Source organism: Cryobacterium sp. TMS1-13-1 (assembly GCF_004403125.1).
Lineage (GTDB): Bacteria > Actinomycetota > Actinomycetes > Actinomycetales > Microbacteriaceae > Cryobacterium > Cryobacterium levicorallinum.
On record NZ_SOGX01000004.1, the window covers coordinates 280,628 to 304,607 of the forward strand.

At 65.6% G+C, this 23,980-nt stretch carries 21 protein-coding genes and 1 pseudogene; 11 read left to right on the forward strand and 11 right to left on the reverse strand.

What is annotated here, in order from left to right; all coding sequences use genetic code 11:
• Positions 1–83 precede the first annotated feature (83 nt).
• The 3 genes and pseudogenes from efeB to efeU all read right to left on the reverse strand — a co-directional run bounded on the left by efeB (position 84) and on the right by efeU (position 3,479).
• Positions 84–1,415, reverse strand: a complete 1,332-nt coding sequence (gene efeB / locus E3T31_RS03125) for an iron uptake transporter deferrochelatase/peroxidase subunit (protein WP_134467425.1) — start codon at positions 1,413–1,415, stop codon at positions 84–86.
• Positions 1,412–2,581: pseudogene (efeO, locus tag E3T31_RS03130) on the reverse strand (iron uptake system protein EfeO). The gene efeB and the pseudogene efeO overlap by 4 nt, the downstream one beginning before the upstream one ends.
• A gap of 28 nt (positions 2,582–2,609) precedes the next feature.
• Positions 2,610–3,479, reverse strand: coding sequence for an iron uptake transporter permease EfeU (gene efeU / locus E3T31_RS03135; RefSeq protein WP_134467426.1), 870 nt, complete (start codon positions 3,477–3,479; stop codon positions 2,610–2,612).
• A gap of 81 nt (positions 3,480–3,560) precedes the next feature.
• Here efeU and E3T31_RS03140 point away from each other — a divergent pair, with 81 nt between their 5' ends.
• The 4 genes from E3T31_RS03140 (at position 3,561) to E3T31_RS03155 (ending at position 7,572) form a co-directional block, all read left to right on the forward strand.
• Positions 3,561–4,607, forward strand: coding sequence for a hypothetical protein (locus tag E3T31_RS03140; protein ID WP_134467427.1), 1,047 nt, complete (start codon positions 3,561–3,563; stop codon positions 4,605–4,607).
• A gap of 36 nt (positions 4,608–4,643) precedes the next feature.
• A complete protein-coding gene (gene fdxA, locus E3T31_RS03145; RefSeq protein ID WP_134380421.1) occupies positions 4,644–4,967 on the forward strand; it encodes a ferredoxin in 324 nt (107 codons plus the stop codon).
• Between the two features lie 9 nt (positions 4,968–4,976).
• Positions 4,977–6,077: a succinyldiaminopimelate transaminase gene (dapC, locus tag E3T31_RS03150; RefSeq protein ID WP_304993877.1), complete on the forward strand. Its 1,101-nt coding sequence runs from the start codon at positions 4,977–4,979 to the stop codon at positions 6,075–6,077.
• 208 nt (positions 6,078–6,285) lie between these two features.
• Positions 6,286–7,572 (forward strand): citrate synthase, encoded by a 1,287-nt coding sequence (locus tag E3T31_RS03155; protein ID WP_134442015.1) that lies wholly within the window; start codon positions 6,286–6,288, stop codon positions 7,570–7,572.
• Positions 7,573–7,914: 342 nt separating this feature from the next.
• Here E3T31_RS03155 and E3T31_RS03160 read toward each other — a convergent pair whose 3' ends face one another.
• The 3 genes from E3T31_RS03160 to dapD all read right to left on the reverse strand — a co-directional run bounded on the left by E3T31_RS03160 (position 7,915) and on the right by dapD (position 13,183).
• A complete protein-coding gene (locus tag E3T31_RS03160; RefSeq protein ID WP_134467428.1) occupies positions 7,915–8,541 on the reverse strand; it encodes a PKD domain-containing protein in 627 nt (208 codons plus the stop codon).
• Between the two features lie 918 nt (positions 8,542–9,459).
• Positions 9,460–12,126, reverse strand: a complete 2,667-nt coding sequence (locus E3T31_RS03165; protein ID WP_134467429.1) for a penicillin acylase family protein — start codon at positions 12,124–12,126, stop codon at positions 9,460–9,462.
• Between the two features lie 67 nt (positions 12,127–12,193).
• On the reverse strand, positions 12,194–13,183 hold the full coding sequence (dapD, locus tag E3T31_RS03170; protein ID WP_092450260.1) for a 2,3,4,5-tetrahydropyridine-2,6-dicarboxylate N-succinyltransferase: 990 nt from the start codon (positions 13,181–13,183) through the stop codon (positions 12,194–12,196).
• A gap of 17 nt (positions 13,184–13,200) precedes the next feature.
• On the opposite strand from dapD, the gene dapE reads away from it, so the two are divergent.
• From dapE to E3T31_RS03185, 3 genes are all read left to right on the forward strand, one after another.
• Positions 13,201–14,313, forward strand: coding sequence for a succinyl-diaminopimelate desuccinylase (gene dapE, locus E3T31_RS03175; protein ID WP_134467430.1), 1,113 nt, complete (start codon positions 13,201–13,203; stop codon positions 14,311–14,313).
• Between the two features lie 15 nt (positions 14,314–14,328).
• Entirely contained in the window at positions 14,329–15,591 is a 1,263-nt protein-coding gene (locus tag E3T31_RS03180; protein ID WP_241977558.1) for a hypothetical protein, read from the forward strand.
• Positions 15,592–15,673: 82 nt separating this feature from the next.
• On the forward strand, positions 15,674–15,850 hold the full coding sequence (locus E3T31_RS03185; RefSeq protein WP_092108645.1) for a DUF3117 domain-containing protein: 177 nt from the start codon (positions 15,674–15,676) through the stop codon (positions 15,848–15,850).
• 67 nt (positions 15,851–15,917) lie between these two features.
• Here the strand turns inward: E3T31_RS03185 and E3T31_RS03190 are convergent, their stop codons facing one another.
• Positions 15,918–16,550 (reverse strand): O-methyltransferase, encoded by a 633-nt coding sequence (locus E3T31_RS03190; RefSeq protein ID WP_092450256.1) that lies wholly within the window; start codon positions 16,548–16,550, stop codon positions 15,918–15,920.
• 86 nt (positions 16,551–16,636) lie between these two features.
• Here E3T31_RS03190 and E3T31_RS03195 point away from each other — a divergent pair, with 86 nt between their 5' ends.
• The gene (locus E3T31_RS03195) at positions 16,637–17,026 is read left to right on the forward strand and encodes a sec-independent translocase (protein WP_092450254.1); all 390 of its coding nucleotides are present in this window, start codon (positions 16,637–16,639) and stop codon (positions 17,024–17,026) included.
• Positions 17,027–17,043: 17 nt separating this feature from the next.
• Positions 17,044–17,865, forward strand: coding sequence for a polyphosphate kinase 2 (gene ppk2 / locus E3T31_RS03200; protein WP_134467431.1), 822 nt, complete (start codon positions 17,044–17,046; stop codon positions 17,863–17,865).
• A 28-nt stretch (positions 17,866–17,893) separates the two neighbouring features.
• Here the strand turns inward: ppk2 and E3T31_RS03205 are convergent, their stop codons facing one another.
• From E3T31_RS03205 to E3T31_RS03215, 3 genes are read right to left on the reverse strand one after another with little or no spacing between them, the layout of a single operon-like run.
• Entirely contained in the window at positions 17,894–19,060 is a 1,167-nt protein-coding gene (locus E3T31_RS03205; RefSeq protein WP_134467432.1) for an Mrp/NBP35 family ATP-binding protein, read from the reverse strand.
• Positions 19,050–19,628 carry a DUF1003 domain-containing protein gene (locus tag E3T31_RS03210; RefSeq protein WP_134467433.1) on the reverse strand — a complete coding sequence of 193 codons (579 nt, stop codon included), beginning with the start codon at positions 19,626–19,628 and terminating at the stop codon, positions 19,050–19,052. The genes E3T31_RS03205 and E3T31_RS03210 overlap by 11 nt, the downstream gene beginning before the upstream one ends.
• On the reverse strand, positions 19,615–20,946 hold the full coding sequence (locus tag E3T31_RS03215; protein ID WP_134467434.1) for a magnesium transporter MgtE N-terminal domain-containing protein: 1,332 nt from the start codon (positions 20,944–20,946) through the stop codon (positions 19,615–19,617). Before E3T31_RS03215 ends, E3T31_RS03210 begins: the two co-directional genes overlap by 14 nt.
• Positions 20,947–21,197: 251 nt before the next feature.
• Between E3T31_RS03215 and E3T31_RS03220 the strand changes: the two genes are divergently transcribed.
• Both E3T31_RS03220 and E3T31_RS03225 read left to right on the forward strand, forming a co-directional pair.
• A complete protein-coding gene (locus tag E3T31_RS03220; RefSeq protein ID WP_134467435.1) occupies positions 21,198–21,725 on the forward strand; it encodes a hypothetical protein in 528 nt (175 codons plus the stop codon).
• 48 nt (positions 21,726–21,773) lie between these two features.
• A complete protein-coding gene (locus E3T31_RS03225) occupies positions 21,774–22,319 on the forward strand; it encodes a general stress protein (RefSeq protein WP_241977560.1) in 546 nt (181 codons plus the stop codon).
• Positions 22,320–22,354: 35 nt separating this feature from the next.
• Here the strand turns inward: E3T31_RS03225 and E3T31_RS03230 are convergent, their stop codons facing one another.
• Positions 22,355–23,899, reverse strand: a complete 1,545-nt coding sequence (locus tag E3T31_RS03230; protein WP_134467436.1) for an aminopeptidase P family protein — start codon at positions 23,897–23,899, stop codon at positions 22,355–22,357.
• Between the last annotated feature and the right edge of the window lie 81 nt (positions 23,900–23,980).

Below are 23,980 nucleotides of genomic sequence, written 5' to 3' on the forward strand. Positions count from 1 at the left end.
AAAAATCGCTCAAATGGCCCCGAAACTCGGCTTGGTTGAGCACCCACTCTTTGCGTCTTTGAATCTCTTGTCTTTGAGTCCTTTTAGGCGAACAGAGCCGCGCCCACGTAGCTCCCTGCGCTTGCCCCGGCCGACACCGCGAACAGCGCGCTCCCCACGTGCCGAATGTACTCGTTGAGCGCATCGTGCTTGGCCAGGTTGAGCTGCACCGCGGTGAACTGTGCCGGAGAGCGCTGAAAGCTGATGAAGAAAAGACCGGCCTCGAGCCGTCCCAGGTCATCGTTGCCGTCGACGAAGTTGTAGCCACGACGCAGCAGCTTCATGCCGTGGTTCTGGGTCGGATGCGCGAGCCGCACGTGTGCTGCAGCACCGATGAGCGGCTCGTTCTCGCGGCCGGCCAGAGTGAAATCTGGCTCGCTGAACTCCGTGCCGCCTGACAGTGGAGCACCGGCACCCTTGGTGCGGCCGAACACCGCCTCCTGCTCGCGAAGAATCGTGCGGTCCCAGGTTTCAATGGTCATCCGGATGCGCCGCGCCACCAGGTAGGAGCCGCCGGCCAGCCAGGCGGGCCCGTCGCCTGCGGACACCCAGACCTGGTCGGTGACGACCGCGGGCTCCTCGGCCTTAATATTGGCGGTGCCGTCCTTGAATCCGAACAGGTTGCGCGGGGTGGCCTGGGCCGTTGATGTCGATGAGGTGCGTCCGAATCCGAGCTGGGACCAGCGCAGGGCCGCCCGGCCGAAGGCGATGCGGGACAGATTGCGAATGGCGTGCACGGCCACCTGCGGATCATTGGAACAGGCTTGGATGCACAGGTCTCCGTCGCTGCGCCCGGCATCGAGGTCGTCCCCGGGAAAGTGCGGAAGCGGCGTCAGATTGGCCGGGCGGCGGGCGACGATGCCGAAGCGATCGACGCCATTCGCTGTTTCAAACAGGGTCGGACCGAAGCCGAACGTGATCGTGAGGCCGGCCGTGGGCAGCCCCTGCGCCTCACCGGTGTCCTCGGGTGGGGCATCGTAGGGGCCGTTGACGGCGCCGTACTCGCCGATATCCGCTCCGGCGCACATCGCGGCCGCCGCGACCGTCCAGTCCTGCAGCAGCTCGATCAGCTCGGCCCGCGTCACGCCCGCCGAGACGTCGAACGCGGCAAAGTGCAGGCGATCCTGGGCAGGCGTGACAATGCCGGCCTGGTGGCTGCCATAGAACGGGTAGACCGCTGAAGTGGATGCCTCACCCGGCGACGCCGATGCCGCCAGCGCCACCCGGTCCCCGGCTGCGCCCAGCCCGATGCCGGCGACGCTGGCCCCGGCGAGGCCGAGTAGCCCGCGCCGGGAGAGGCCTCGTGCGGTGCCGGCCGGTTCGGTGGACCCGGATTCGCTGGATTCTGCCCGCTTAGAACGGGTCCCGCCCGTCACAACACGAGCGCGGCCGTGAGCTGGTTGAGCGGCTCGCCGAGCGCGTTGACCTGGTTGGCGAGGGCGCGAATCTCGGCCGGAGTGAGGTCGGTGTAGAGCCTGAAGCCCTCATCAACGCGTTGGGCGTCGAGCAGTGTCTGCAGCGAATCGAACTCGGTGTCGAGCGAAGCGGCCAGGTCGGCATCCGTTTTGAGCAGTATCGGTCGCACCCCGTCGTAAAGCACTTTGGCGCCGTCGACGTTGGCCTGGAAATCCCAGAGGTCGGTGTGCGACCAGGCTTCTTCCTCGCCGGTGACCTTGCCGGTGGCGACCTCGTCGAGCAGGCCGATGGCCCCGTTGGTCTGCTGCGACAGGGTGAACGTGAGGCCTTGCACCTTCTCGTGCAGGGTGGCGGTGTCGGCGACGAGCTGCTCGGTGAGCGCCGCGCGCTTTTCGGCGGTTTAGGCCACGAAACCCGCCTCAGCGTTTTGCGGCCAGAGGTCCTTTTCGATGGCGTGCCAGCCGGTCCAGTTTTGGCCCTCTTCGAGGTCAGCTTCGCGCAGGTCGAGCTTGGGGTCGAGGTCGCCGAACGATTCGGCGATGGTTTCGACGCGCTCCCAGTGCACCCGGGTGGAGGCGTACAGGCTGCGGGCGGTGTCGTCGTCCCCGGCTGAATAAGCGGCGGCGAACGCGTCGGTGCCGGTGACGAGTTGGTCGATCTGGTCGCTTACGTAGGAGGCGTAGTTGGTGTTCGAGGTGTCAATCTGGGTGACGAGGTCGACGTCGACGGTGGCGGCGGCATCCGTTTTGGTGGCGGTGAACTCGGCCTTGCCGACACCGTCGCCGGTCATGCCCGGTTTGCAGGCGGTGAAGTAGCTGCCCTCGGTGAGCTGCACGACCAGGTCGCGGGTGAGTCCTGGACCGATATTCTCCGCCTCACCCACGATGCGCAGGCCGTCTGCGGCCAGCAGGTAGAACTCGGTCACCTGGTCACCGGAATTGGTGACCGAGAAACGGATGCTGCCAGCCGGCGCCTCGTTCGCGCTAACCGCGCAGTCGGTCGCGCTGCTGTCCACCGTGAGGGCCGTATGGGTGGCCGCCGGGCTGTTGGCGACGCAGCCGCTCAGCAGGCCGATACCGAGAACGCCGAGGCCGAGCAGGCTGGCGGAACGTAAGACACGGGGCATGGAGATCCTTTGAGCTGGGCGAGAAGAGTTAGTGCGCGGCGACGGGCGTGGGCGCCGGTGCGGTTGGTAGAGCCGGGGCCAGGCGGGCGCTCGGGCGGCCGTGACGGCTCTTTCTGATGAACACCGTCAGGGTGGGCACGGCATAGGCCAGCCAGGCAAACATCTCCAGCCAGGTGGTGGCGGGGGAGAAGTTCAGGGTGCCCTTGAGCACCGTGCCGTACCAGCTGTCCGGAGGCACGGCGGCGCTCACATTGAAGGCGAGGGCGTGCAGCCCGGGCAGCAGGCCGGCCTCTTGCAGGTCGTGCACGCCGTAGGAAAGCACACCAGCCGCCACGACGATGAGGATGGCGCCGGTATAGGTGAAGAACTTTGCCAGGTTGATCTTGAGCATGCCGGCGTAGATCAGAGCGCCGAGGCCGATTGCCGTCAGGATGCCGAGCGCAGCACCGAGCAACGGCATGGTCGTGGCGCCGGTGGCCTGCACGGCCGCCCAGATGAACAGGGCCGTTTCGATGCCCTCCCGGCCGACGGCAAGGAATGCCACGAGCACGAGTCCGAGGCCTGCACCGACGAGGTGTTTGTCGATGTTGCCCTGCAGGTGGCCCTTGAGATCGCGTGCGGTGCGCAGCATCCAGAACACCATCCAGGTCACCAGCCCGGTCGCGACGATCGAGAGCACGCCGCCGATGGTCTCCTGTGCGGTGAACGACAGCCCGTAGGTGCCGAAGGTCAGCAGTGCGCCGATGCCGAGGGCGAGCAGCACGGCCAGGGCCACACCGAGCCAGATGCGCGGCAGCACGTCACGTCGACCGATTTTCACGACGTAGGCGATGAGAATCGTCACGATCAGCGCGGCTTCAAGGCCTTCGCGCAGGCCGATCAGGTAGTTTGCGAGCACAGGGGTTCCTCGTCGGGTTCGGGCGTAGGTTTTGGTAAGGCTAACCTTACCGAACCTGACTCTAGCCCGTGGATCGTGACCGTGTCTAGTTACGATTGGATTCTGAGCCTGTTATCAATAGCCAGCAGAGCAGAAACGGTGCGTGCGCCCATGGTCATGTCCGGCAGCGGTGAGCGGATCCTGTTCGTGCATGACCGACCGGGCGACGAATCCGCGCTGACCGGCGGCACGATTGCCCGATTGCGCGCCGACGGGGCGAGGGTCGTCGTGCTCTACGCCACAGCGCTGACCGAAACGGATGCCGCAGCGGTGCAGGCCGCGCTGGCCGCGCTTAGCGCGCGCAGCTGGCATGAGCTGCCGCGCGGGCTGGAGCCCAGCAGCGCTCTGCACAACGAAATCGATGAACTCGGTGCGACCGCCCTGGTCGTCGGCGCCGTTGACGATGTTCTGCGCGACGCCGCGACCGTTGCCGCACACGCGGCCGGCCTGCCCGTGTTTCTGGCCCGCACGGTGCGACAGTCGCCCGGACAGCGCCTCGTGGCGATCGACGTGGGCGCTCAGCTCGAGCAGAAGCTGCGGGCGCTGGCGCATTTTCCCGCGCGCTGGAACGTCACCGACCACAGGCGCGCCCTGGTCGACGGCACGACCGACGTGATCACCGACACCGAAACGTTTCTGCAAACGAATGCCCCTCACCCAGCCCCGCCGCAGCTCGCCTCCCGACCCGCTCGCCTCACTCTCGCGAACCGATCGCTGGCCGGCCTCGGCGGCCTGCTCGTGGGCATCCTCTTTGGTGTGTTGGGAACCATCGCGCACCAGGCCACGGTCACGCTGTTCGGCATCGCGCTGCCGATCGGACTGACGATCGCGTTCGTGGCGATCGCTGCGCTGTTACTCGGCCTGCGCCTCGTGATCGGCGACCGGTTCGTCGTCGGGCTGGCCGCTGCCGGGCTGCTGGTGACCATTTTCGTGCTGTCGCTGCGCGGTTCCGGGGGGTCGGTGCTCGTGCCTGCGGGTTTGCCGGGAACCTTGTGGACCGTGGTTCCGGCATTGATCGCGGCCTTTGTGCTGGCCTGGCCGAAGCTGCCGCCGCGCCTCCGGGCGCCGCACCAGGGCGGTGGGGCGTAGAATCAGGAGTCCGCTCTCGAAGGGAATCCCAAGCCTGTGACGTATGTGATCGCTCTTCCGTGCGTCGATGTGAAAGATCGTGCCTGCATCGACGAATGCCCGGTGGACTGCATTTATGAGGGCGAGCGCTCCCTCTATATTCACCCGGATGAGTGCGTCGACTGTGGTGCCTGCGAACCGGTCTGCCCGGTCGAGGCCATCTACTACGAAGACGACCTGCCCGAACAGTGGGCCGACTATTACAAGGCCAACGTCGAATTCTTCGACGACCTCGGCTCCCCGGGCGGCGCGGCCAAGGTCGGCGTGCTCGCCAAGGACCACCCCGTCATCTCCGCGCTGCCGCCGCAGGTTCAGCACTAAGCGGTCTTAGTGTTGAAGCCGCTCCCGGATTACCCCTGGGACCAGATGGTGCCGTTTGCCGCTCAGGCCCGGCAGCACCCCGATGGAATCGTTGACCTGTCGATCGGTTCGCCGGTCGATGCAACGCCCCACGTGGTGCAGCAGTCGCTGCGCGCGGCGACGGATGCCCACGCCTACCCGCAGACCATCGGCACGCCCGCCCTGCAGCAGGCGATCATCGCCTGGTATGCTCGGCGCCGCGGGGTGACCGGCCTGGAGCCGAACAACGTGCTGCCCACGATCGGTTCCAAGGAACTCGTCGCGCTCATGCCGTTCATGCTCGGCGTCGGCGAGGGTGACACGATCGTGCATCCGCTTGCCGCCTACCCGACCTACGCGATCGGCGCCGCGATCGCGGGCGCCACGCCCCTGGCCGCCGACGACCCTGCCGAATGGCCGGACTCGACCAAGTTGATCTGGCTGAACAGCCCGGGCAACCCCGACGGGCGGGTACTCTCGGTCGACGAGCTGCGCGCCGCCGTTGACCGCGCGCGCGAACTCGACGCCGTGATCGTGAACGACGAGTGCTACGCCGAACTCGGCTGGGACGCCCCGTATGACATCGAACCGATCCCGAGCATTCTCGACCCCCGCGTCATCGAGGGGGATCAGCGCAAGATCGTCGCGATCTATTCTCTGAGCAAACAGTCCAACATGGCCGGGTACCGTGCGGCCTTCGCTGCCGGTGACAGCGACGTGCTGGGCCGGGTGCTCACGGTGCGCAAGCACGCCGGACTCATGCTGCCGGCACCGCTGCAGGCTGCCATGATCGCTGCCCTCGGCGACGACGAGCACGTCGCCGCGCAAAAGGAACGCTATCGAGCGCGCCGCGCTGTGCTCCGGCCGGCGCTCGAACAGGCCGGTTTTCGAATCGACCGCAGCGAAGCCGGCCTATATCTGTGGGCGACCGAGGGCCGACCAGCCTGGCAATCCATCGAACGGATGGCCTCCCTCGGGATCCTCGCCGGCCCTGGCCCGTTCTATGGTGACGTCTACCCCGAGCACATACGGTTCTCGCTGACCGCGACCGACGAACGCATCGCCGCAGCTGCCGCTCGCTTGCGCGCCTGACCTGTGGATGATCACCAACGAACCGCCCGAACTCTTAGCTGATGCAACAGTAGGCGGCCGGGCAGATTAGGCTGTAGTCGCGACGGAGTCGACCACGGCAGTAAGTTAAAGTGCCGACTCAGTGACGCGTCGCCACATTTCATCCGTCAGTGAGACCCGAGGAGGTTCCGTGACCGACGTTGCGCAGCACATTACAACCGGCGAACCGATGAGCGCTGACCCCAACAAGGTCACGCTTACCTTTCCCGGCGGCAGCGCAGAGTTCCCGATCCTGACCAGCGTGGACGGTGTGTCGAGCATCGACATCTCAACCCTGACTAAGAAGACCGGCCTCACCACGCTGGATTACGGCTTCGTGAACACGGCGGCTACCCGCTCCGCGATCACCTACATCGACGGCGATGCCGGCATCCTGCGCTATCGCGGGTATCCGATCGAACAGATCGCCAAGAACTCGAACTTTCTCGAGACGGCCTGGCTGCTCATCTACGGTGAGCTGCCCAGCGCGAGTGAACTCGCCAACTTTGACGATCGCATCCGTCACCACACTCTTCTGCACGAAGACATGCGCCGCTTCTTCGACTCCCTGCCGCACAAGGCCCACCCGATGAGCGTTCTCGCGTCCGGCGTCTCGGCACTGTCGACGTTCTATCAGGACTCGCTCGACCCGAAGGATCCGGAGCAGGTCGAGATCTCGACCATCCGTCTGCTGGCCAAGCTGCCGGTCATGGCCGCCTACGCGCACAAGAAGAGCATTGGGCAGGCGTTTCTCTACCCCGATAACTCGCTGAGCTTCGTCGACAACTTTCTCAAGCTCAACTTCGGCAACATGGCCGAACCGTACGAGGTCAACCCGGTCGTCAGCAAGGCGCTTGAACGCCTGCTCATGCTGCACGAAGACCACGAGCAGAACGCGAGCACCTCGACGGTGCGCCTGGTCGGTTCGACCGAGGCCAACCTGTTCGCGTCCGTTTCGGCCGGCATCAACGCCCTGTTCGGTCCGCTGCACGGTGGCGCCAACGAAGCAGTGCTCGCGATGCTCGGCGAGATCCAGGCATCCGGTCAGGGCGTCGAGAAGTACGTCGAACGCGTCAAGAACAAAGAGCACGGCGTGAAGCTGATGGGCTTTGGCCACCGGGTCTACAAGAACTACGACCCGCGCGCCACCCTGGTCAAGGAGAGCGCCCACGAGGTGCTCGCGGCTCTCGGCGTCAAGGACGACCTGCTCGACATCGCGCAGGAACTTGAGCACATTGCGCTGAGCGACGACTACTTCAAGGAACGTCGTCTGTACCCCAACGTCGACTTCTACACCGGCGTCATCTACAAGGCGATGGGCTTTCCGACCCGCATGTTCACCGTGCTCTTCGCGATCGGTCGGTTGCCTGGCTGGGTCGCGCACTGGCGTGAAATGAACGAGGATCCGGCCACCAAAATCGGTCGCCCGCAGCAGCTCTACGTGGGCTCCCCGGCCCGGGACTACCCGCGCCGTTAGCGGGTCGGCTGTTTGCCGCCTCGCTGTCCGATCTCGCGTCGTCACCAATTGGGTTGCGGTGGCGTCTCGCCTTCGCTGTGCGCCTGCCTACCCGCCCGACGTGCGTGAGGTGCCACTTGTGGCCTCTTGACCGGGTGGGTTCGAAGGTGAGGTGCCACTTTTGGCCCCTTCGCGAGCCCCTTGAGGACCTCGTCATGGGGCAAAAGATGGCATGTCGCAAGAACGATGGGGCCAGAGTTTGAATCTCGTGCGTCTCGTGCGTCTCGTGCGGCCAGAGTTGGCCGGGACAGTTTCGGCGACTATCCGCTGCACGGTCAGGTGGGGGGAGTCGCGCCGCTGTGGTTAGCAGCCGGGGCCGTGGGGGTTGGCGAGGCAGTCTTCGGCGACGAGTACGGTGGTTTCGTTTGCGGCCATGACGGTGAATGGGGCTGAGGGTATGGTGATGGTGCCGTCGACGGGGCGCCAGCCTTGGTCGCCGAAGCTGTAGTCGGCGTGGTATTCGATGGTGAGGACGACGGAGTAGGTGCCCTTGGCCGTGTACTTATGGCTGGTGTCGGTGGTGGTGAATTCAGGAAGTCCGAGGGCTTCCCAGCTGGCGCCGCCGGTCGGGGAGGTGGCGGTGTTTCCGTCGCCGAAGTCCCAGTGGTAGCCGATCGGGGTGAACATGACCTGCGCGGGTTGGCCGAGGAGGAGACCTTCGCTGATTTGAGTGGATGCGCCGGTCCAGAAGTTGGCGGCGAGTCCGACGATGGCCCAGCCGTTGGGTTCCATGCCTGTTGGAGCGATCGGCGCGGGGAAGTTCCGCAGGTCGGAGATGCGGACGATGGTCGCGGTGGAGCAGAGTGGGCAGGCTGCAGTGGGTGCGGCGATGGTGGGTAGGAACTGGGGGTGTCGTTCCACCATGTCGCTGAGGCCGCCGGTGTTGCAGGGAACCCATTGGCTGGGTTCCGTCGTCGATTTGTGGCTCACGCACATGGCCGGTCGTACCTGGCTGCCCGCCGAGCCGCCGCCGCCGGACCCAGTGGCCTTCCCCGTGCCGTCCGAAGTTGCAGACCCTTCGGCGAATACATCGACGCCGTGGCCATTGTTGAGTCCGCCCGAGACCAGCTCGGGGGGACAGTCTCCGATCAGACGGGACGCAAGTTCACACGCAGACGCACCTGGGACGATTGGCGGACAGAAGGTTAGCAGAGTGCCAATTATCAGTGCTAGCAGAAATTTCTGCCGGACCATACGTCCTCCTTGTCGAGGAGCAATAGCGAAGGGTTCGCCGCGCTCGAAGTAAAGCCCACTTGCAATGGCGTGCGGTTTGTGCGCCCGGCTGGAGTGACGTCAGCGCCTGTTTTGTCAATCAGTCGAACTTCCGAAATGTCTGAACAGAGGTAGAGCTCAATTGAGACTCCTCCACGTGGCTCGACGGAATTGCGTATTAATGAAACATTGTCAAAAGTTGACGAACCACGGCTAATGAAGCCCGTCTTCGAGAATCCAACGAATGAGTCCAACAGGTCCGGTAGGTATTTGGGACTAGCCGCAGGCTCTATCCGATCGCCGCCAGTTCCTCCATCGGCTGTGATTGAGTCTGAAAGCGCTTCGTACGCGGCATAGGCCGCCTCGGCGGCAGCGAGGGCTTCGTCGTTCGAGGCGAAGATCGGAGGAGCTTCAGCGGGAGCGGCCGTCGCTTTCGCGACGGGCGGTGCTGTGTTGGGCGGGACGGGAGCGGCCATGCATCCGCTCAGCGTGCCGGCAAGGAAAAGCACGGCAGCGGTGAGCACAGCTCTGTGCACGGGGCGGCGTCGCGGCGGGTTACGCATGGGGTCACCATAGACCGGATTGCTACAACCCCGTCAAAGTTCTCCACAGGCTGGTGTTCGGGCCAGAATCAGGCTACGCGGCGGGCTCGAGGGTGAGCGTGTCGGCCGCGTCGTCGTTGATGGTGGCGGGGGTGAACAGCCACGGGCGCGTCTCATGGTCGCGCCAGAGCGGTGCTTGATCGGTGTAGTTGGAATGAAAGGCGTGACCGGATGCCCCGGTGAGATTGATCCAGGTGGAGTCGTCGAAGTTCTCCAGGCTGATCACCTGCCGCATCGACGGCACCCAGTCAACCTGGTAGCCCTGGGTGGCATCCCAGCCGACGGCGTTCACGACGGCGGGTCCGCCCGCCAACTCGTAGGGTCCGCGGTTGAACAGCCACTCCAGCGGGGCGATCCCCGACTCACCGAAGCTCGCGTTTTTGAGCTCGAGCGTGTGGATGCTGCCCCACTGCCAGTCGGTCGGGTCGGATCCCATCAGATCGGCACTCTCGGCGGCGGCGTTCGTCATGACCCGCCGCAACATGCTCTCCTGACCGACGGTGCCATAGGTGGGGTTGGACCACCACGGCGAGTCAGGCTGGCTGAGCAGGCTCGTCACGACGGAGAACGCTCGGTCACCACCGGTGAGGTGGGCGCCGTCATCGACCTTTCCGGTGAACATGTCCTTCAGCAACGTGCGCCAGATCACGTTGAAGTAGGCGGCCGCCGCGCTGTCGGCATCCACCTGGTAGTCCCAACCATCGAGCAGCTGCTGCGCCTCAGCTGCTGAACCGGTGAGGCGCACCTCCTGTAGCCGAGGCACCAGCGCAGCCGCGATCGCACTGTAGTTGTCGCCCTGAATGTCGCTCATCAGCTCCGCGGTGAGCGGAGTTCCGACCGCGATGAGTTCTTGCAGTCGAGCGGTGATCTGGTTTGCCCGGTATCCGAGATCCCAGTCGGCGGTCAGCAGGTTCGGGGAGCCCGGGTCGGCGGCGGCGTTATTGGCCGTGACGATGTATCCGCTCGGCGGATTGAACGTACTCGGCAGCGCATCAAAGGGGATGTAGCCGGTCCAGCCGTATTCACTGGTCCAGCCCGGCACCGGGAGGGTGCCGTTACCGCTGGCTCGAATGGGGACGAGCCCGGGAGCCTGATAGCCGATATTGCCCTCGACGTCGGCGTAGGTCAGGTTTTGCGCCGGAACCTCAAACAGTTCAGCGGCCGCCCGAAAGCTGGTCCAGTCGGTCGCCTGGTTGAGTGCGAAAATAGCGGATGCCGTTCGCCCCGGTGTCAGCGCGGTCCACTGCAGGGACAGCTCATACGTCGTTAGGTCAACACCGCTGGCCTCAGCGCCGGACTCTGCTCCGGAGGAAGCGGTCGGCAGTCCAGCCGCTTTCGGATAGTCGCTGGCGATGCGTTGGTACGTGGTGCCGTCGAATCCGCTGAGTAACGGTCCGTGTTCGGTCGAGCGAATCTCGATCTTCACGTCATCGCCGCCGGCCACCGAGATCTTCTCGTCGCGCAGCAGGAGCGGCTTCGCCGCGCCGTCGAATTCGTAGCTGTCGCCGGTGATTTTTTCAATGTAGAGGTCGGCGACGTCGGGTCCGAGGTTGGTGAAACCCCAGGCGATGCGTTCGGTGTGACCGATGATGACGCCGGGCAAACCGGAGAAGCTGTATCCGGCGACGTCGAACGGGCAGTCGGCGGTGATCGACTGGCAGCGCAGCCCGACCTGGTACCAGACCGAGGGCAGCGCCGGCCCGAGGTGCGGGTCGTTGGCCAACAGTGGCATGCCGGTGTTGGTGAGGGAGCCGGCGACGACCCAGGAGTTGGAACCGATCTCGCCGCCGGCCGGCCCGAGCAGCTCCGGAATTGTCGAGAGTGCGGCGCGCAACTCGGTGAGCGCCCCCGCGTAAGAGTCGACGGACGCGGACGCGGGCTCGACGGTCGAATCGAGGCCGGTGCTGGCGGACGGCTCAGCCGTTGGTTCACCGGTCGGCTCGGCAGCCTCCGGCGCCCCGGCCGACGGAACGACGACCGTCTGGCTGCCGGTGATGGTCGGGTGTGCTCCCGCGGGGTACTCGGGGTGCAGCTGGTTTACCTCGGTCGGGGTGAGCGTCGTCGACAGCAGTGCCCGGTCGATCTCATCATCAAGGTTGGAACGCAGGTCCCAGGCCATTGCCTTGAGCCAGGCGACCGAATCCGCCGGAGTCCACGGTTCGACCTCATACCCGGGGTTCTGCAGGCCCAAAACGGCATACTCCAGCGACAGATCGGCGCCGTCATGGGTGTCGAGGTAGGCGTTCACCCCGTCGGCGTAGGACTGGTAATAGCCGAGCGCGACCGGGTCGAGCAGTGCTACCTCCTGTTCGGCGACGGCTCGCCAGCCGAGCGTCCGCACAAACGTGTCGGTGCCCACCTGGCTCTCGCCGAACAGCTCTGACAGTCGGCCGCTGGTCACGTGCCGGCGAAAATCCATCTCCCAGAAGCGGTCCTGGGCGTGCACGTAGCCCTCGGCCAGAAACAGGTCGGCCGCGGTCTTCGCCGTGATTTGAGGTATCCCGGCTTCGTCACGAGTCACGGTCACCGGGTTCGACAAACCCTCGATGTCGACAGAGCCCGACAACGTCGGAAACGACCGTGTCACCGTCCACACCCCGAGCCCGGCCGTGACCAGGACGAGGCTGAGCACCACACCGAGCGCGATCAACAACCGCCGAATGCGGCGATGGCCCTTGCTGCGCGGTGCGTCGGTGCCCACATCACTCCCTCGCGTGTTGGATCTACCCGGATGCTAGCGGAACCCGCCGACATCCGCTCTGCAGCTGCTAAGCGTGCAGCGCGGCGTTCAGCGTGATGCCGCTGCCGCTGCGGGCGAGGACCTCGACGGCGCCGGAGATGGAATTGCGGCGAAAGAGCAGGTTCGGCACGCCGGAAAGCTCCACGGCCTTCACCGTCGGCCGCGCGCCGTCGTCGCCGACCGGCTCGCCGATCAGAATCACCTTGGTTCCGGCCGTGACGTAGAGCCCGGCCTCGACGACGCTGTCGTCGCCGATGGCGATGCCGACCCCGGAGTTGGCGCCGAGCAGGGCGCGGGCACCGATCGAAATGCGCTGGGTACCGCCGCCAGAGAGCGTGCCCATAATGGATGCCCCGCCACCGATATCGGCGCCGTCACCGACCACGACACCCTGCGAAATACGGCCCTCGACCATCGAGGAGCCGAGGGTTCCGGCGTTGAAGTTGACGAAGCCCTCGTGCATCACGGTGGTGCCGGGCGCGAGGTGCGCGCCGAGCCGCACGCGGGAGGCATCCGCTATTCTCACGCCGGCCGGTACAACGTAGTCGAGCAGCGGCGGAAACTTGTCGACGCCGCTGGCCTGTATGCCGGCGCGCTGCAGGGCCGGGCGAAGCCGGGCAAAGTCGACCGGCAGCATCGGGCCGGCGTTGGTCCAGACCACGGTGGGCAGGTGCGCGAAGATACCGTCGAGGTTAATGCTGTTCGGCAGAACGAGCAGGTGGGAGAGCAGGTGCAGCCGCAGATAGGCATCCGAGGTGCTGGCTGGGGCCGCGTCGAGGGTGATCTCCACGGTGACGGCTTCGAGGCGCACCGCGCGACGCACGTCGTCGCCGGCTGCCTCGCTGAGTTCGGCCGGAATGATCCAGCGATCGCGGCCGGTCGGCAGGGCGCCGAGGGCCGGAGTCGGAAACCAGGTGTCGAGCACGGTGCCGTCGGTGGCGACAGAAGCGAGACCATACCCCCACGCCTGGGTCGGAGTGGCGTCAGAAGGGGCGTTTTTGGTCAGAACGGAGGGCATACCTCTAGATTAGTAGGGTGACTTCTAGACTTCCGGCCCCAGCAAAATTCACCGTACTTGACCTGACGGCAACGTCGATCGAACTGACCAGACAAATTTGCGATATGGAGTCGGTCTCCGGCAATGAGACCGCCCTGGCCGATGCGATCGTCGCCGCGCTGGAGGGCTTCGACCACCTCGAAATCATTCGCGACGGCGACACCGTCGTCGCTCGCACCAACCTGAATCGTGCCCAGCGCGTCGTCATCGCCGGCCACATCGACACCGTGCCGCTCAACGACAACCTGCCGACGCGCTACGAGACCATCGACGGCATCGACTACCTGTGGGGCCGCGGCACCACCGACATGAAGGCCGGCGTAGCCGTGCAACTCAAGCTCGCCGCCGAACTGAGCGACCCCGGCGTCGACGTGACCTGGATGTGGTACGACCACGAAGAAGTCTCCGACGAGCTCAACGGCCTCGGCCGTCTGGCCCGCAACCGGTCCGACCTGTTCACGGGTGATTTCGCCATTCTCGGCGAACCGACCAAGAGCCAGATCGAGGGCGGTTGCAACGGCAACCTGCGGGTCGAGATCCGCACGTTCGGACTGCGCTCGCACTCCGCGCGCAGCTGGGTCGGCGAGAACGCCATCCACAAGGCCGCACCCATCCTGAACATTTTAGCCGGGTATCAGGCCCGCGAGGTTGAGGTTGAGGGCCTGGTCTACCGCGAAGGACTCAACGCGGTCGGCATCACCGGCGGTGTCGCCGGCAATATCATCCCGGATGAGTGCATGGTGCACGTCAACTACCGTTTTGCGCCGAGCCGCAGCGGCGATGAGGCCGTCGCCCACCTGCGCGAGCTGTTCGCCGGCTACGATCTGACGGTCGTGGACCGGGCCGAGGGAGCGCGCCCCGGCCTCGACGCCCCGCTCGCCCGCGAATTCCTCGCTGCCGTCGGCGGCGTGGCCACGCCCAAATACGGCTGGACCGACGTCGCGCGCTTCTCCGCCCTCGGCGTTCCGGCCGTCAACTACGGCCCCGGCGACCCGCTGAAGGCGCACGCCGACGACGAGCGCGTGGCCGTAGAAGAGATCACGGCCTGCGAGATCGGACTGCGCGCCTGGCTGAGCGCATCCGTTCGCTAACGCAGCGGCAGAACGATGACTGAGCGGACGCTGCGTTCCCGCAACCAAGCCGCTCGCCGCCCAGACCCCCACCGCCCGCCCGCCCGACGGCTGCCCGCTGCGTGGCAGGCCCGCTATCGGCTGACGCCGTGGTGGGGCAAGGTGATCGTGGTCTGGGCGCTGTCGCGCGTGGTCACGACGAGCCTGGTCCTCATTCTGGCGAGCGTGCAGGGCCCCAACGCCTGGACCGGCGCGAGCCCGAAATACACCGACTTCGCCAATATGTGGGACGGCAACTGGTACAACATCGTCGCCGTTGTCGGCTACCCGAGTGTGCTGCCGGAAACCTCGACCGGCCAGATCGGCGAGAACGCCTGGGCGTTCATGCCGGGGTACCCGGTACTGGCGCGCCTGCTTATGGAACTAACCGGGTTATCCTGGGCGCCGGTGGCGGTGTTCGTCTCGGTCGCCTTCAGCCTCGGCACCGCGCTGCTGTTCTACCGGCTGATGGCCCGGGTTCAGTCGCCGGCCACGGCCCTGTTCGCGGTCGTTCTGTTCTGTGCCGCCCCGCTGTCGCCCATGCTGCAGTTCGCCTACGCCGAGTCGATGTACCTCTTCTTTCTGACCCTCGCGCTCTACCTGCTGCTCGAACGCCGCTACTGGCTGCTGTTTCCGGTGATCGCGGTGATGGCCCTGACCCGGCCGAGCGGGCTGGCCTTCGCGCTCGCGCTCGGGCTGCACGTGATCTATCGGTTCGTCACGCGCGCGCGTGATCCTTTTGCACCGCGAGAGCGGATGCTGGCGGCATCCGTTACCCTGTTCAGCGCTCTGATGGGACTGGCCTGGCCGCTCGCTGCGTGGGCGGCGACCGGCGACCTGATGGCCTACACCGACACGGAACTGGCGTGGCGAGCACCGTACATCGGCTATCAGGAGCTCGTGCCGTTCACGGCCTGGTTCCAGAGCGGCGTCTGGTGGCTCGGCAGCCCGTTGGGTATCGTCGTGGTGACCGCCCTGATTCTGGCCTTCGCGCTGCTGCTGTTCACCCCCGCCGTGCGACGCCTCGGCGTTGACCTGCGGCTGTGGCTGGCGAGTTACGCCCTGTACCTGCTTGCGGTGTTCTTTCCGCAGTCCAGCACGTTTCGGCTGCTCATGCCGATGTTTCCGCTGCTCGGCGCGGCCGCGATGCCGCGTAACCGGGCCTATCGCGTGGCGATCGTTCTGGTCTGCGTGGCCGGGCAGTGGGGCTGGCTGCTGATCTGCTGGGGCGTCGACGGCTACGACTGGACACCGCCTTAAACGACCGCGATCAGGCCCTAATTTACGTCTCGGGCCGAGATAGTCGATAATGGGTATACAAAGACGAATGGAAGGGGAGTTCATGGCGGCCATGAAGCCACGAACCGGAGACGGTCCAATGGAGGCGGTAAAAGAGGGGCGCCTAATCATAGTGCGTGTACCGCTCGAAGGTGGGGGTCGGCTCGTTGTCTCAGTCAACGACGCCGAGGCCAAGGAACTTCACGATGCACTCGCAGGGGTTGTCGCTGCGGCGAAGTAGCGTTCCTCTAGTTCGAAACAGAAAAGAACGGCTGCGCGAGCAGCCGTTCTTTTCTATGTGCGGTCGGTTAAGCGCTCAGCTTGGTGATCTGCAGCAGCCCATCGCCGACGGGGGAGAGCGCGCTGATCACGGCACTCGACCCGGCGATCTCGGTCAGCAGCGTGCGAAAACCGGTGGCCACGTCGTCGCGCTGCGCCGGGTCGGCGACGCGGCCGCGCCACAGGGCGTGCGCCACGAGTACGGTTCCGCCCGGGCGGGCCAGGCGCAGGCCGTGTTCAACGTATTCGATGACCGACTGCGGGTCGGCGTCAACGAACACAATGTCGTAAGAATTCTCGTTCATGCGGGGCAGCACCTCGCCGGCCTTGCCTGTGATCAGGCGAACCCGGTTGGCCGGAATCTTCGCCTCGGCGAAATTGGCTTTGGCGTGCTGTAGATGATCGACCTCGGTATCGATCGAGGTCAGGGTAGCGCCGGGCGCGCCGGTGAGCAGCCAGATCCCCGACACTCCGGCCCCGGTGCCGACCTCGAGGATGCTGCGGGCCCCGGTGGCGGCGGCGATCACGGCGGACTGTGCGCCCACCGAGGGTGCAATCGCGTCGATCCCGAGTTCGAGGGATTGTTGACGCGCGCGCGCGATGGCTTCGGATTCGACGACACAGTCGTCGGAGAACTTCCAGTTCAATTCAATGTCAGACACAAATAACTCCAGTAGATGATTAGCTCAAGACTAGGGCCGAGGTGGACTGGTCCATGGATGCCCCGCCGGGCAGATATTCTAGGGACATGTTTGGGCTGACGTTCGAAAAGATTCTGCTGATCGGGATCATCGCTGTCTTCTTGCTTGGCCCAGACAAGTTGCCGCACTACGCCGCCCAGCTTGCTCGCCTGGTACGCCAGCTGCGCGACATGGCCAATGGTGCCAAAGATCGCATGCGCGACGAGATGGGTCCGGAGTTCGACGATCTGGACTGGAAAAAACTCGACCCACGCCAGTACGATCCCCGCCGCATCATTCGAGAAGCCCTCGCCGATGAGGACCCGGTCAAGGAGCAATCCGCGTCAATTTCCCGGGCCGAGCCGAACCCCGACGGCGCCTATTTGAAACGCAAACGTGCCAGGGAAGCCGCCCTGGCCGCGCTCGAGCCGGCCCCGTTCGACTCTGAGGCGACGTAACGCTCCAAGGAGAACGGATGAGCGAGTTGAAGCAGCCCAAGCGAGTAAAAAAGTCCGTCTACGAGACCGAACTCGCCCGGCTGCAGGCCGAACTGGTCACGATGCAGCAGTGGGTGAAGGCATCCGGTGCCCGCATCGTGGTGATCTTCGAGGGCCGCGATGCTGCCGGCAAGGGTTCGGCGATCAAGCGCATCACCGAATATCTCAACCCCCGGGTGGCGCGCATCGTCGCGCTGCCGATGCCGACCGAGCGCCAGCGCGGCCAATGGTATTTTCAGCGCTACATCGAGCACCTGCCCTCGACCGGAGAGATCGTGCTGATGGACCGCTCCTGGTACAACCGGGCTGGCGTCGAGCGGGTGATGGGCTACTGCACTTCCGATGAATACCGTCGGTTTCTGCACCAGGCACCCCTGTTCGAACGGATGCTGGTCGAAGACGGAATTTTGCTGGTCAAGTACTGGTTCTCGGTGTCTGACCTGGAGCAGGAACGACGGTTTCGCTCCCGGCTGAAGGACCCGATGCGGCGTTGGAAGCTCTCCGAAACGGATGTGCTGTCGATCACCCAGTGGGTCGAGTATTCCAAGGCGAAGGATGAGATGTTCGTGCACACCGACATCGCCGAAGCGCCCTGGTGGGTGGTCGAGAGCGAGGACAAGCGGGCCAGCCGGTTGAACGTGATCAGCCATCTGCTCTCGCTCGTGCCGTACGAGAAAACGGACCCGCCGAAGGTACACATTCCGCCCAGGCCGCCGGCTTCGGACTATGAACGGCCGCCGCGGGAGGAGAACCACCAGGTTCCCGACCATGCCGCGACGCTGGTGAAGCCGAAGGAATAAGGATTCCCGGGCGGTTTCACCGGGCCGGCTAGCGCGGTGTGAGGCCCAGGCTGAGGCCGGCCAGTCCGCGGGCCCGCGTCTTCATACGGTGCGCGAGCTCCAGAATGGCGCGAGCGGCCGGGTCGTCGGGCGCGCCGAGCACGACCGGGAGCCCGGCATCACCGCCGCTGCGCAGGGCCAGGCTCAGCGGAACCTGTGCTAGCACCGGCACCGGCGCGGGCTGCCCGACGGAGAGGCGCCTGGCGACCTCGTCGCCGCCGCCCGAACCGAACAGCTCGAGCAAGCTGCCGTCGGGCTGCACCATCGCCGACATGTTCTCGATCACGCCGTAGACGCTCTGCCCGGTCTGGCGGGCCACGACGCCGCTGCGTTCGGCCACATCGGCCGCTGCGGACTGCGGCGTGGTCACGACGATGACCTCGGCGTGGGGGAGCAGCTGGCCGACCGTGATGGCGACGTCGCCGGTGCCCGGTGGCAGGTCGAGCAGCAGCACGTCGAGGTCGCCGAAGTACACATCGGTGAGAAACTGCTTGATCGTGCGGTGAAGCATCGGTCCGCGCCAGGCGACCGCGGCCGACGCGTCGTCGATGAACATGCCGATCGAGATGACCTTCACGTCGTGCGCGATCGGCGGCAAAATCATGTCGCCGACCTGGGTTGGTTTGACCGCGAGGCCGTCGTGCACCAGGCCGAGCAGGCCGGGAATGCTGAAGCCGTGCACGTCGGCGTCGACGATTCCCACTCGCAGGCCTTCGCCGGCCAGCGCCACGGCCAGGTTCGCGGTGACGGTGGACTTGCCGACGCCGCCCTTGCCGCTCGTGATCGCGTAAACGCGGGTGAGCGACTCCGGGCCGAACTGCACGCTGCGTGCCACCTGGCCGCCGCGCAGCTTCTCAGTTAGCGCGGTGCGTTGCTCGCGGGTCATGATCGCCACCTCGACGCTCGCGCGCCCCGGCCCGGACACCGACTCGGCGGCCGCGAGAACGTCGCTCTCGATCCGCGCAGCGGCCGGACAACCGGCAATGGTCAAGCGGATGCCGACGCTCACCTGACCGTCATCGCTCACGCTCACCCCGGACACCATGTCGAGGTCGGTGATGGGCTTGCGAATCTCGGGGTCAGTCACCCGGGCTAGGGCGGTGAAGACGCGGGAGCGGATGCTGTCGGGCGTTGGGATCAGCGGGTCAGGAGTCATACGGTGGGGCGGCTTTCCGTGTTGCTGTCTGGGTCTGGTGTTCGTCACTGCGCTCGTCCAGATGACTGCGCTCATCCAGATGCTCGAGCAACGCGCGCAGTTCCGCGCGAATGAAGTCCTTCGACGCCATGTCCTTGATGGCGATGCGCAGCGCCACAACCTCGCGGGCGAGGTATTCGGTATCGGCGAGGGTGCGCTCGGCCCGCTGCCGGTCCTGTTCGAATTGCACCCGGTCGCGGTCGTCCTGCCGGTTCTGTGCGAGCAGGATCATCGGCGCAGCGTAGGAAGCCTGCATCGAGAGCACGAGGGTCAGCGCGATGAAGCCGAGCGCAACCGAGTCGAACCGCCACGCCTCCGGCGCGAGGGTGTTCCAGGAGATCCAGGCGACGGCGAACAGGGTGAGCCCGAGCAAAAACCAGGGGGTTCCCATGCCACGGGCGATGGCCTCGGTGAAGCGGCCGAACCGGTCCCGGCTGTGGCCGCCGTTGCGCCCGAGACCCACGATGTTGCCGGTTCGCAGCCCCTTGGGCGCATCGAGGCGCAGGTCGGCGCGATTATTGCGGGCCACGAGTCGTCCTTTGCGCTCCGGGGAGCGGGATGCTGCCGGTTCTCAGCTCGCTGCGGGCGGCGGCGCGGCGACGCACATCGTCATTCCCGTCGTGGCTGCGCCAGTCGTCGGGCAGCAGGTAATCGAGCACGTCATCAATCGTCACCACCCCGACCAGTCGGTAATTCTCATCGACCACGGGCACCGACACAAGGTCGTAGCTCGCCAGAATACGGCTGACTTCGGCGGCCGACGTGTCGGCGGTCACCGGATCCAGACCCGCGTCGAGCAGCGTGCCGAGCCGCTCGTGGGGCGGATAGCGCAGCATCCGCTGAAAATGCACCATGCCCAGAAAACGACCGGTGGGAGCTTCGTAGGGGGGCAGGGTCACGCAAATCGCCGCACCGAGCGCCGGGGCAAGATCATGACGACGGATGCGCGCGAGCCCCTCGGCGACGGTGGCATCGGCCGAGACGATGATCGGCTCGGTCGTCATGAGGCCGCCGGCCGTGTCGGGAGCGTAGGAGAGCAGAAACCGCACGTCTTCGGCTTCTTCGGGCTCCATCAGGTCGAGCAGCTGCTCGCCGCGCTCCTCGGGCAGCTGGGCGATGAGGTCGGCCGCATCGTCGGGCTGCATCTGATCGAGCACATCGGCGGCGCGGGCATCGCCGAGGCTGGTCAGAATACCGACCTGATCGGTCTCTGGCATCTCCTCGAGCACGTCGGCGAGGCGATCGTCGGGCAGCTCGCCGGCCACCTCGAACATGCGCTCGCGCGGCAGGTCGAGCAGGGTATTGGCGAGGTCGGCCGGTTTCAAATCGGAATAGGTCGCGATGAGATGTTCGGCGGACTGCGCCTGGCCTTCGGTCGTTTTCTCGCGCACCTCTGCCCAGGTTGCAAAGGTCGTGACGCCCTTGACGAAGGGGGAGGCACTGGTCTTGGGGCGACGCACGAACAGCTGGCTGATCGCCCAGTCGGCCTCCGTGCCCTCCTTGATCGCGACGTCTTCAATGGTCGCGTCGCCCGAGCCGTCGGTGAAGAGCACCTTGCGGCCGAGGAGTTCGGCGATGACGCGCACCTCGCCGCCGCGCTGCTCATAGCGGCGAACATTGATGAGGCCGGTCGTGATGATCTGGCCGCTGCCGATGCTGGTGACCCGGTTGATCGACACGAAGACGCGTCGTTTACCGGGGATCTCCACGATCAGGCCGACGACGCTGGGCGGGTCGTTTTTTCGATACACCACGAGAACATCGCGCACCTTGCCCACGCGGTCGCCCGCGGGGTCGAAAACGGTGCACCCGGCCAGTCGGGCGACAAAAACTCTGGTGGCACTCACAATATAAATGTAGGCCACTGGCCCGACATTGGTGGCCCGGCACGACTTCCCGTGTCGGCCACCAGCCCGACGATGGTGACCAGGCACGAATTGCCGGCACGGAATAGGGTTGCGCTCATGACCGTTTGCGAACTTGCCCATGATTCCCGACAAAAGTTCACTGCGCGGTGCTCGGCCGGGCCCGCTTTCCGGGCGCAGGGCGAACGTTGAGCTTTCCGGCGAAGGACGGCATTCCGCCGGCGAGGCGAGCCGTGCAATTGATCTGGAGCGGAGTGGCACCCGACTACGGCAAAGTCAAAGACAGCGCCGCCGCCGGCCGGGCGCTCACCGGTCTCCTGAACGCAGCCCACGACATTCTCGCCTATCGGCAATTATCGGTCAAGGCCGAATCAATCCACCTGGTCTCCGGCGACCGGATGAGCTACCTGAAATTTGCGGTCGCAACCGGTCGCACCGCAGACAATGCCGTCTCGCTGTCCCACCTCCTGGCGGTCAACGCTGAGGAGGCACGGGGTCTCGGCGACCTGATCGGCGGGAACCCGCCGTTTCGCTCACTCCGAATCGTCATCCGCTCTTTGGAGGGCGACTTCGCCATCAACCGGCTCGACCTGGACCCCGAAAGCCCGGGCGGTGTCTCGTGGTACGGCCCGTTCGACCGCGAGCTCTTCAACGACATTGCTCTGGGCTTTGCACTCTTCGTCACCCACATGGTGGCCAATGTCTTTGACGACGACGACGGTGAGGAGACGTTCGCCGAGTCCATTGAATGGATTACCTGAGGTGGCACGATCGGGCATGTCAACAGGTCTGCGTGAAAGAATACCGGAATGAGCAACCAGAGTCTGTTTCCCCGGCGTCGCCCAGTTTTGCCTCCTGTGTTGCCGCGCGGAGAGGTACTCGCGACGTACAGCACCTACGCCGATGCGCAGAGCGCGGTCGACACGCTCGCCAAGGCGGACTTTCCGGTGAAGCAGCTGGCGATTGTCGGCAACGACCTCAAGAGTGTCGAGCGAGTGACCGGCAAACTCACCTACGGCCGGGTCGCGCTCGCTGGCGCGGCATCCGGTGCCTGGTTGGGAATCTTCTTCGGGATTCTGTTCTTTTTGTTCTCGCCGACCGGATCGAGCCTACCGTTCGTCTTCGCCGCCCTGATCATGGGTGCCGGATTCGGCATGCTGCTCGGCATTGCGAGCTACGCGATCAACCGCCGCCGCCGCGACTTCACCTCGACCATGCAGGTCATCGCGACCAACTACCAGATCATCGTCGACGCCGAACTGGTCAACCGAGCCCGCAACCTGCTCTCGGGCTTCCGCGAGGCCGAGCCAGCAGCGCCTGCTGCGCCCCCGGTAGATCCTCCGACCCTCCCGTAGTCGCCCCACCGATCCCCTCCGAATAGCCAACCTGTTTAGCTTTGCTTCGCGGCGATCCAGGCTTCAACTTCATTCGCGGTGCGGGGAATAGCTGCGGAGAGGTTTTCGGCTCCCGTGGCGGTCACCAGGATGTCGTCTTCGATGCGCACGCCGATGCCGCGGAATTCGGCCGGCACGGTGAGGTCGTCGGGCTGAAAATATAGTCCGGGTTCGATCGTGAAGACCATGCCCGGTTCGAGCACGCCGTCCATATACATGTCGCGGCGTGCCTGCGCGCAGTCGTGCACGTCGATGCCGAGGTGGTGGCTGGTGCCGTGCACCATGTAACGGCGGTGTTGGCCGTTGTCCGGAAGAAGGGCCTCCTCCGCGGTGACCGGGAGCATTCCCCACTCGGCGGTGCGCCTCGCGATGACCTGCATCGCGGCGGCGTGCACGTCGCGAAAGATGGCACCGGGGCGAACGACGGCGAGGGCGGCATCCGCTGCCTCGCGCACGGTTTCGTAGACCTGGCGCTGGACGTCGCTGTAGACGCCATTCACCGGGAGGGTGCGGGTAATGTCGGCGGTGTAGTAGCTGTCGAGTTCGACGCCGGCGTCGATGAGAATCAGGTCACCGGCGGCGACAACGCCGTCATTGCGGGTCCAGTGCAGAATGCAGGCGTGCGGGCCCGAAGCGGCGATGGTGTCGTAGCCGACCGTGTTGCCGTCGCTGCGGGCGCGGGTGTTGAACACACCCTCGACGAGGCGTTCGCCGCGGGCGTGCTGGCTGGATCGGGGGAGGTCGGCGATGACGTCGTCGAATCCGCGGGCGGTGGCGGCGACAGCGAGGCGCATTTGCGCGATCTCCCAGGCGTCCTTCACGAGGCGCAGTTCGGACAGATCCCGGGCCAGGCCGGCGTCGGGCTCATGCTGGGCATTGATCTCGATGCTGAACGGAGAGTCGGTGGCGTTGCTGCTGAGCACCCGCTCGGCGGCGAAACGCAGGCGGGCCTCGTCGACCTGCTCGGTGAAGGTCGGGTCGGCTTCACGCAACACGAGGGTTTCGCTGTCGACCGCCTTCAGCACTGCGGCGAGGTCGGCGATGCCGCGCACCTCGACGGCGAGGTCGCTGGCGACCTGGGCGACGGATGGACGCGGTCCGATCCAGAATTCGCCGATGTCGGGGTTGGCGTAGAACTCGTCGGAGTCGCGGCCGGCCCGCTCGCGAAAGTACAGGGTCGCGTCGTGGCCGACAGCGGCCGCTGGTTCCAGCACGAGCACGGCACCGGGTTCGCTGTCGCTGCCCCAGCCGGTGAGGTGGGCGAAGGCCGAGTGGGCGCGGAAGGCGTAGTCAGTGTCGTTGGAGCGCTGCTTGAGGCGGCCGGCCGGAATGATCAGTCGCTGGCCCGGGTACTGCGCGGATAGCCGGGCGCGACGTGCGGCGGCGAACGGTGCCTGCTCGCGAGCTGGAGGCAGAACGTCGGTGCGTTCGGCCCATCCGCTCGCGATGAAAGCTTTGAAGCCGGTAGACCCGGGAGTGGTCGAACGGTTCTGGTTCGAACGCGCGGCAGGAATAAGTGCGGGAGCAGTGGTATCAGCCATTCCCCCATTCTCACACCGCACTCTGGGCGGCGCCCGATCGGGTGCTGCAGATGCTGCGACGAGCGGATGCTGCGCGGCTGT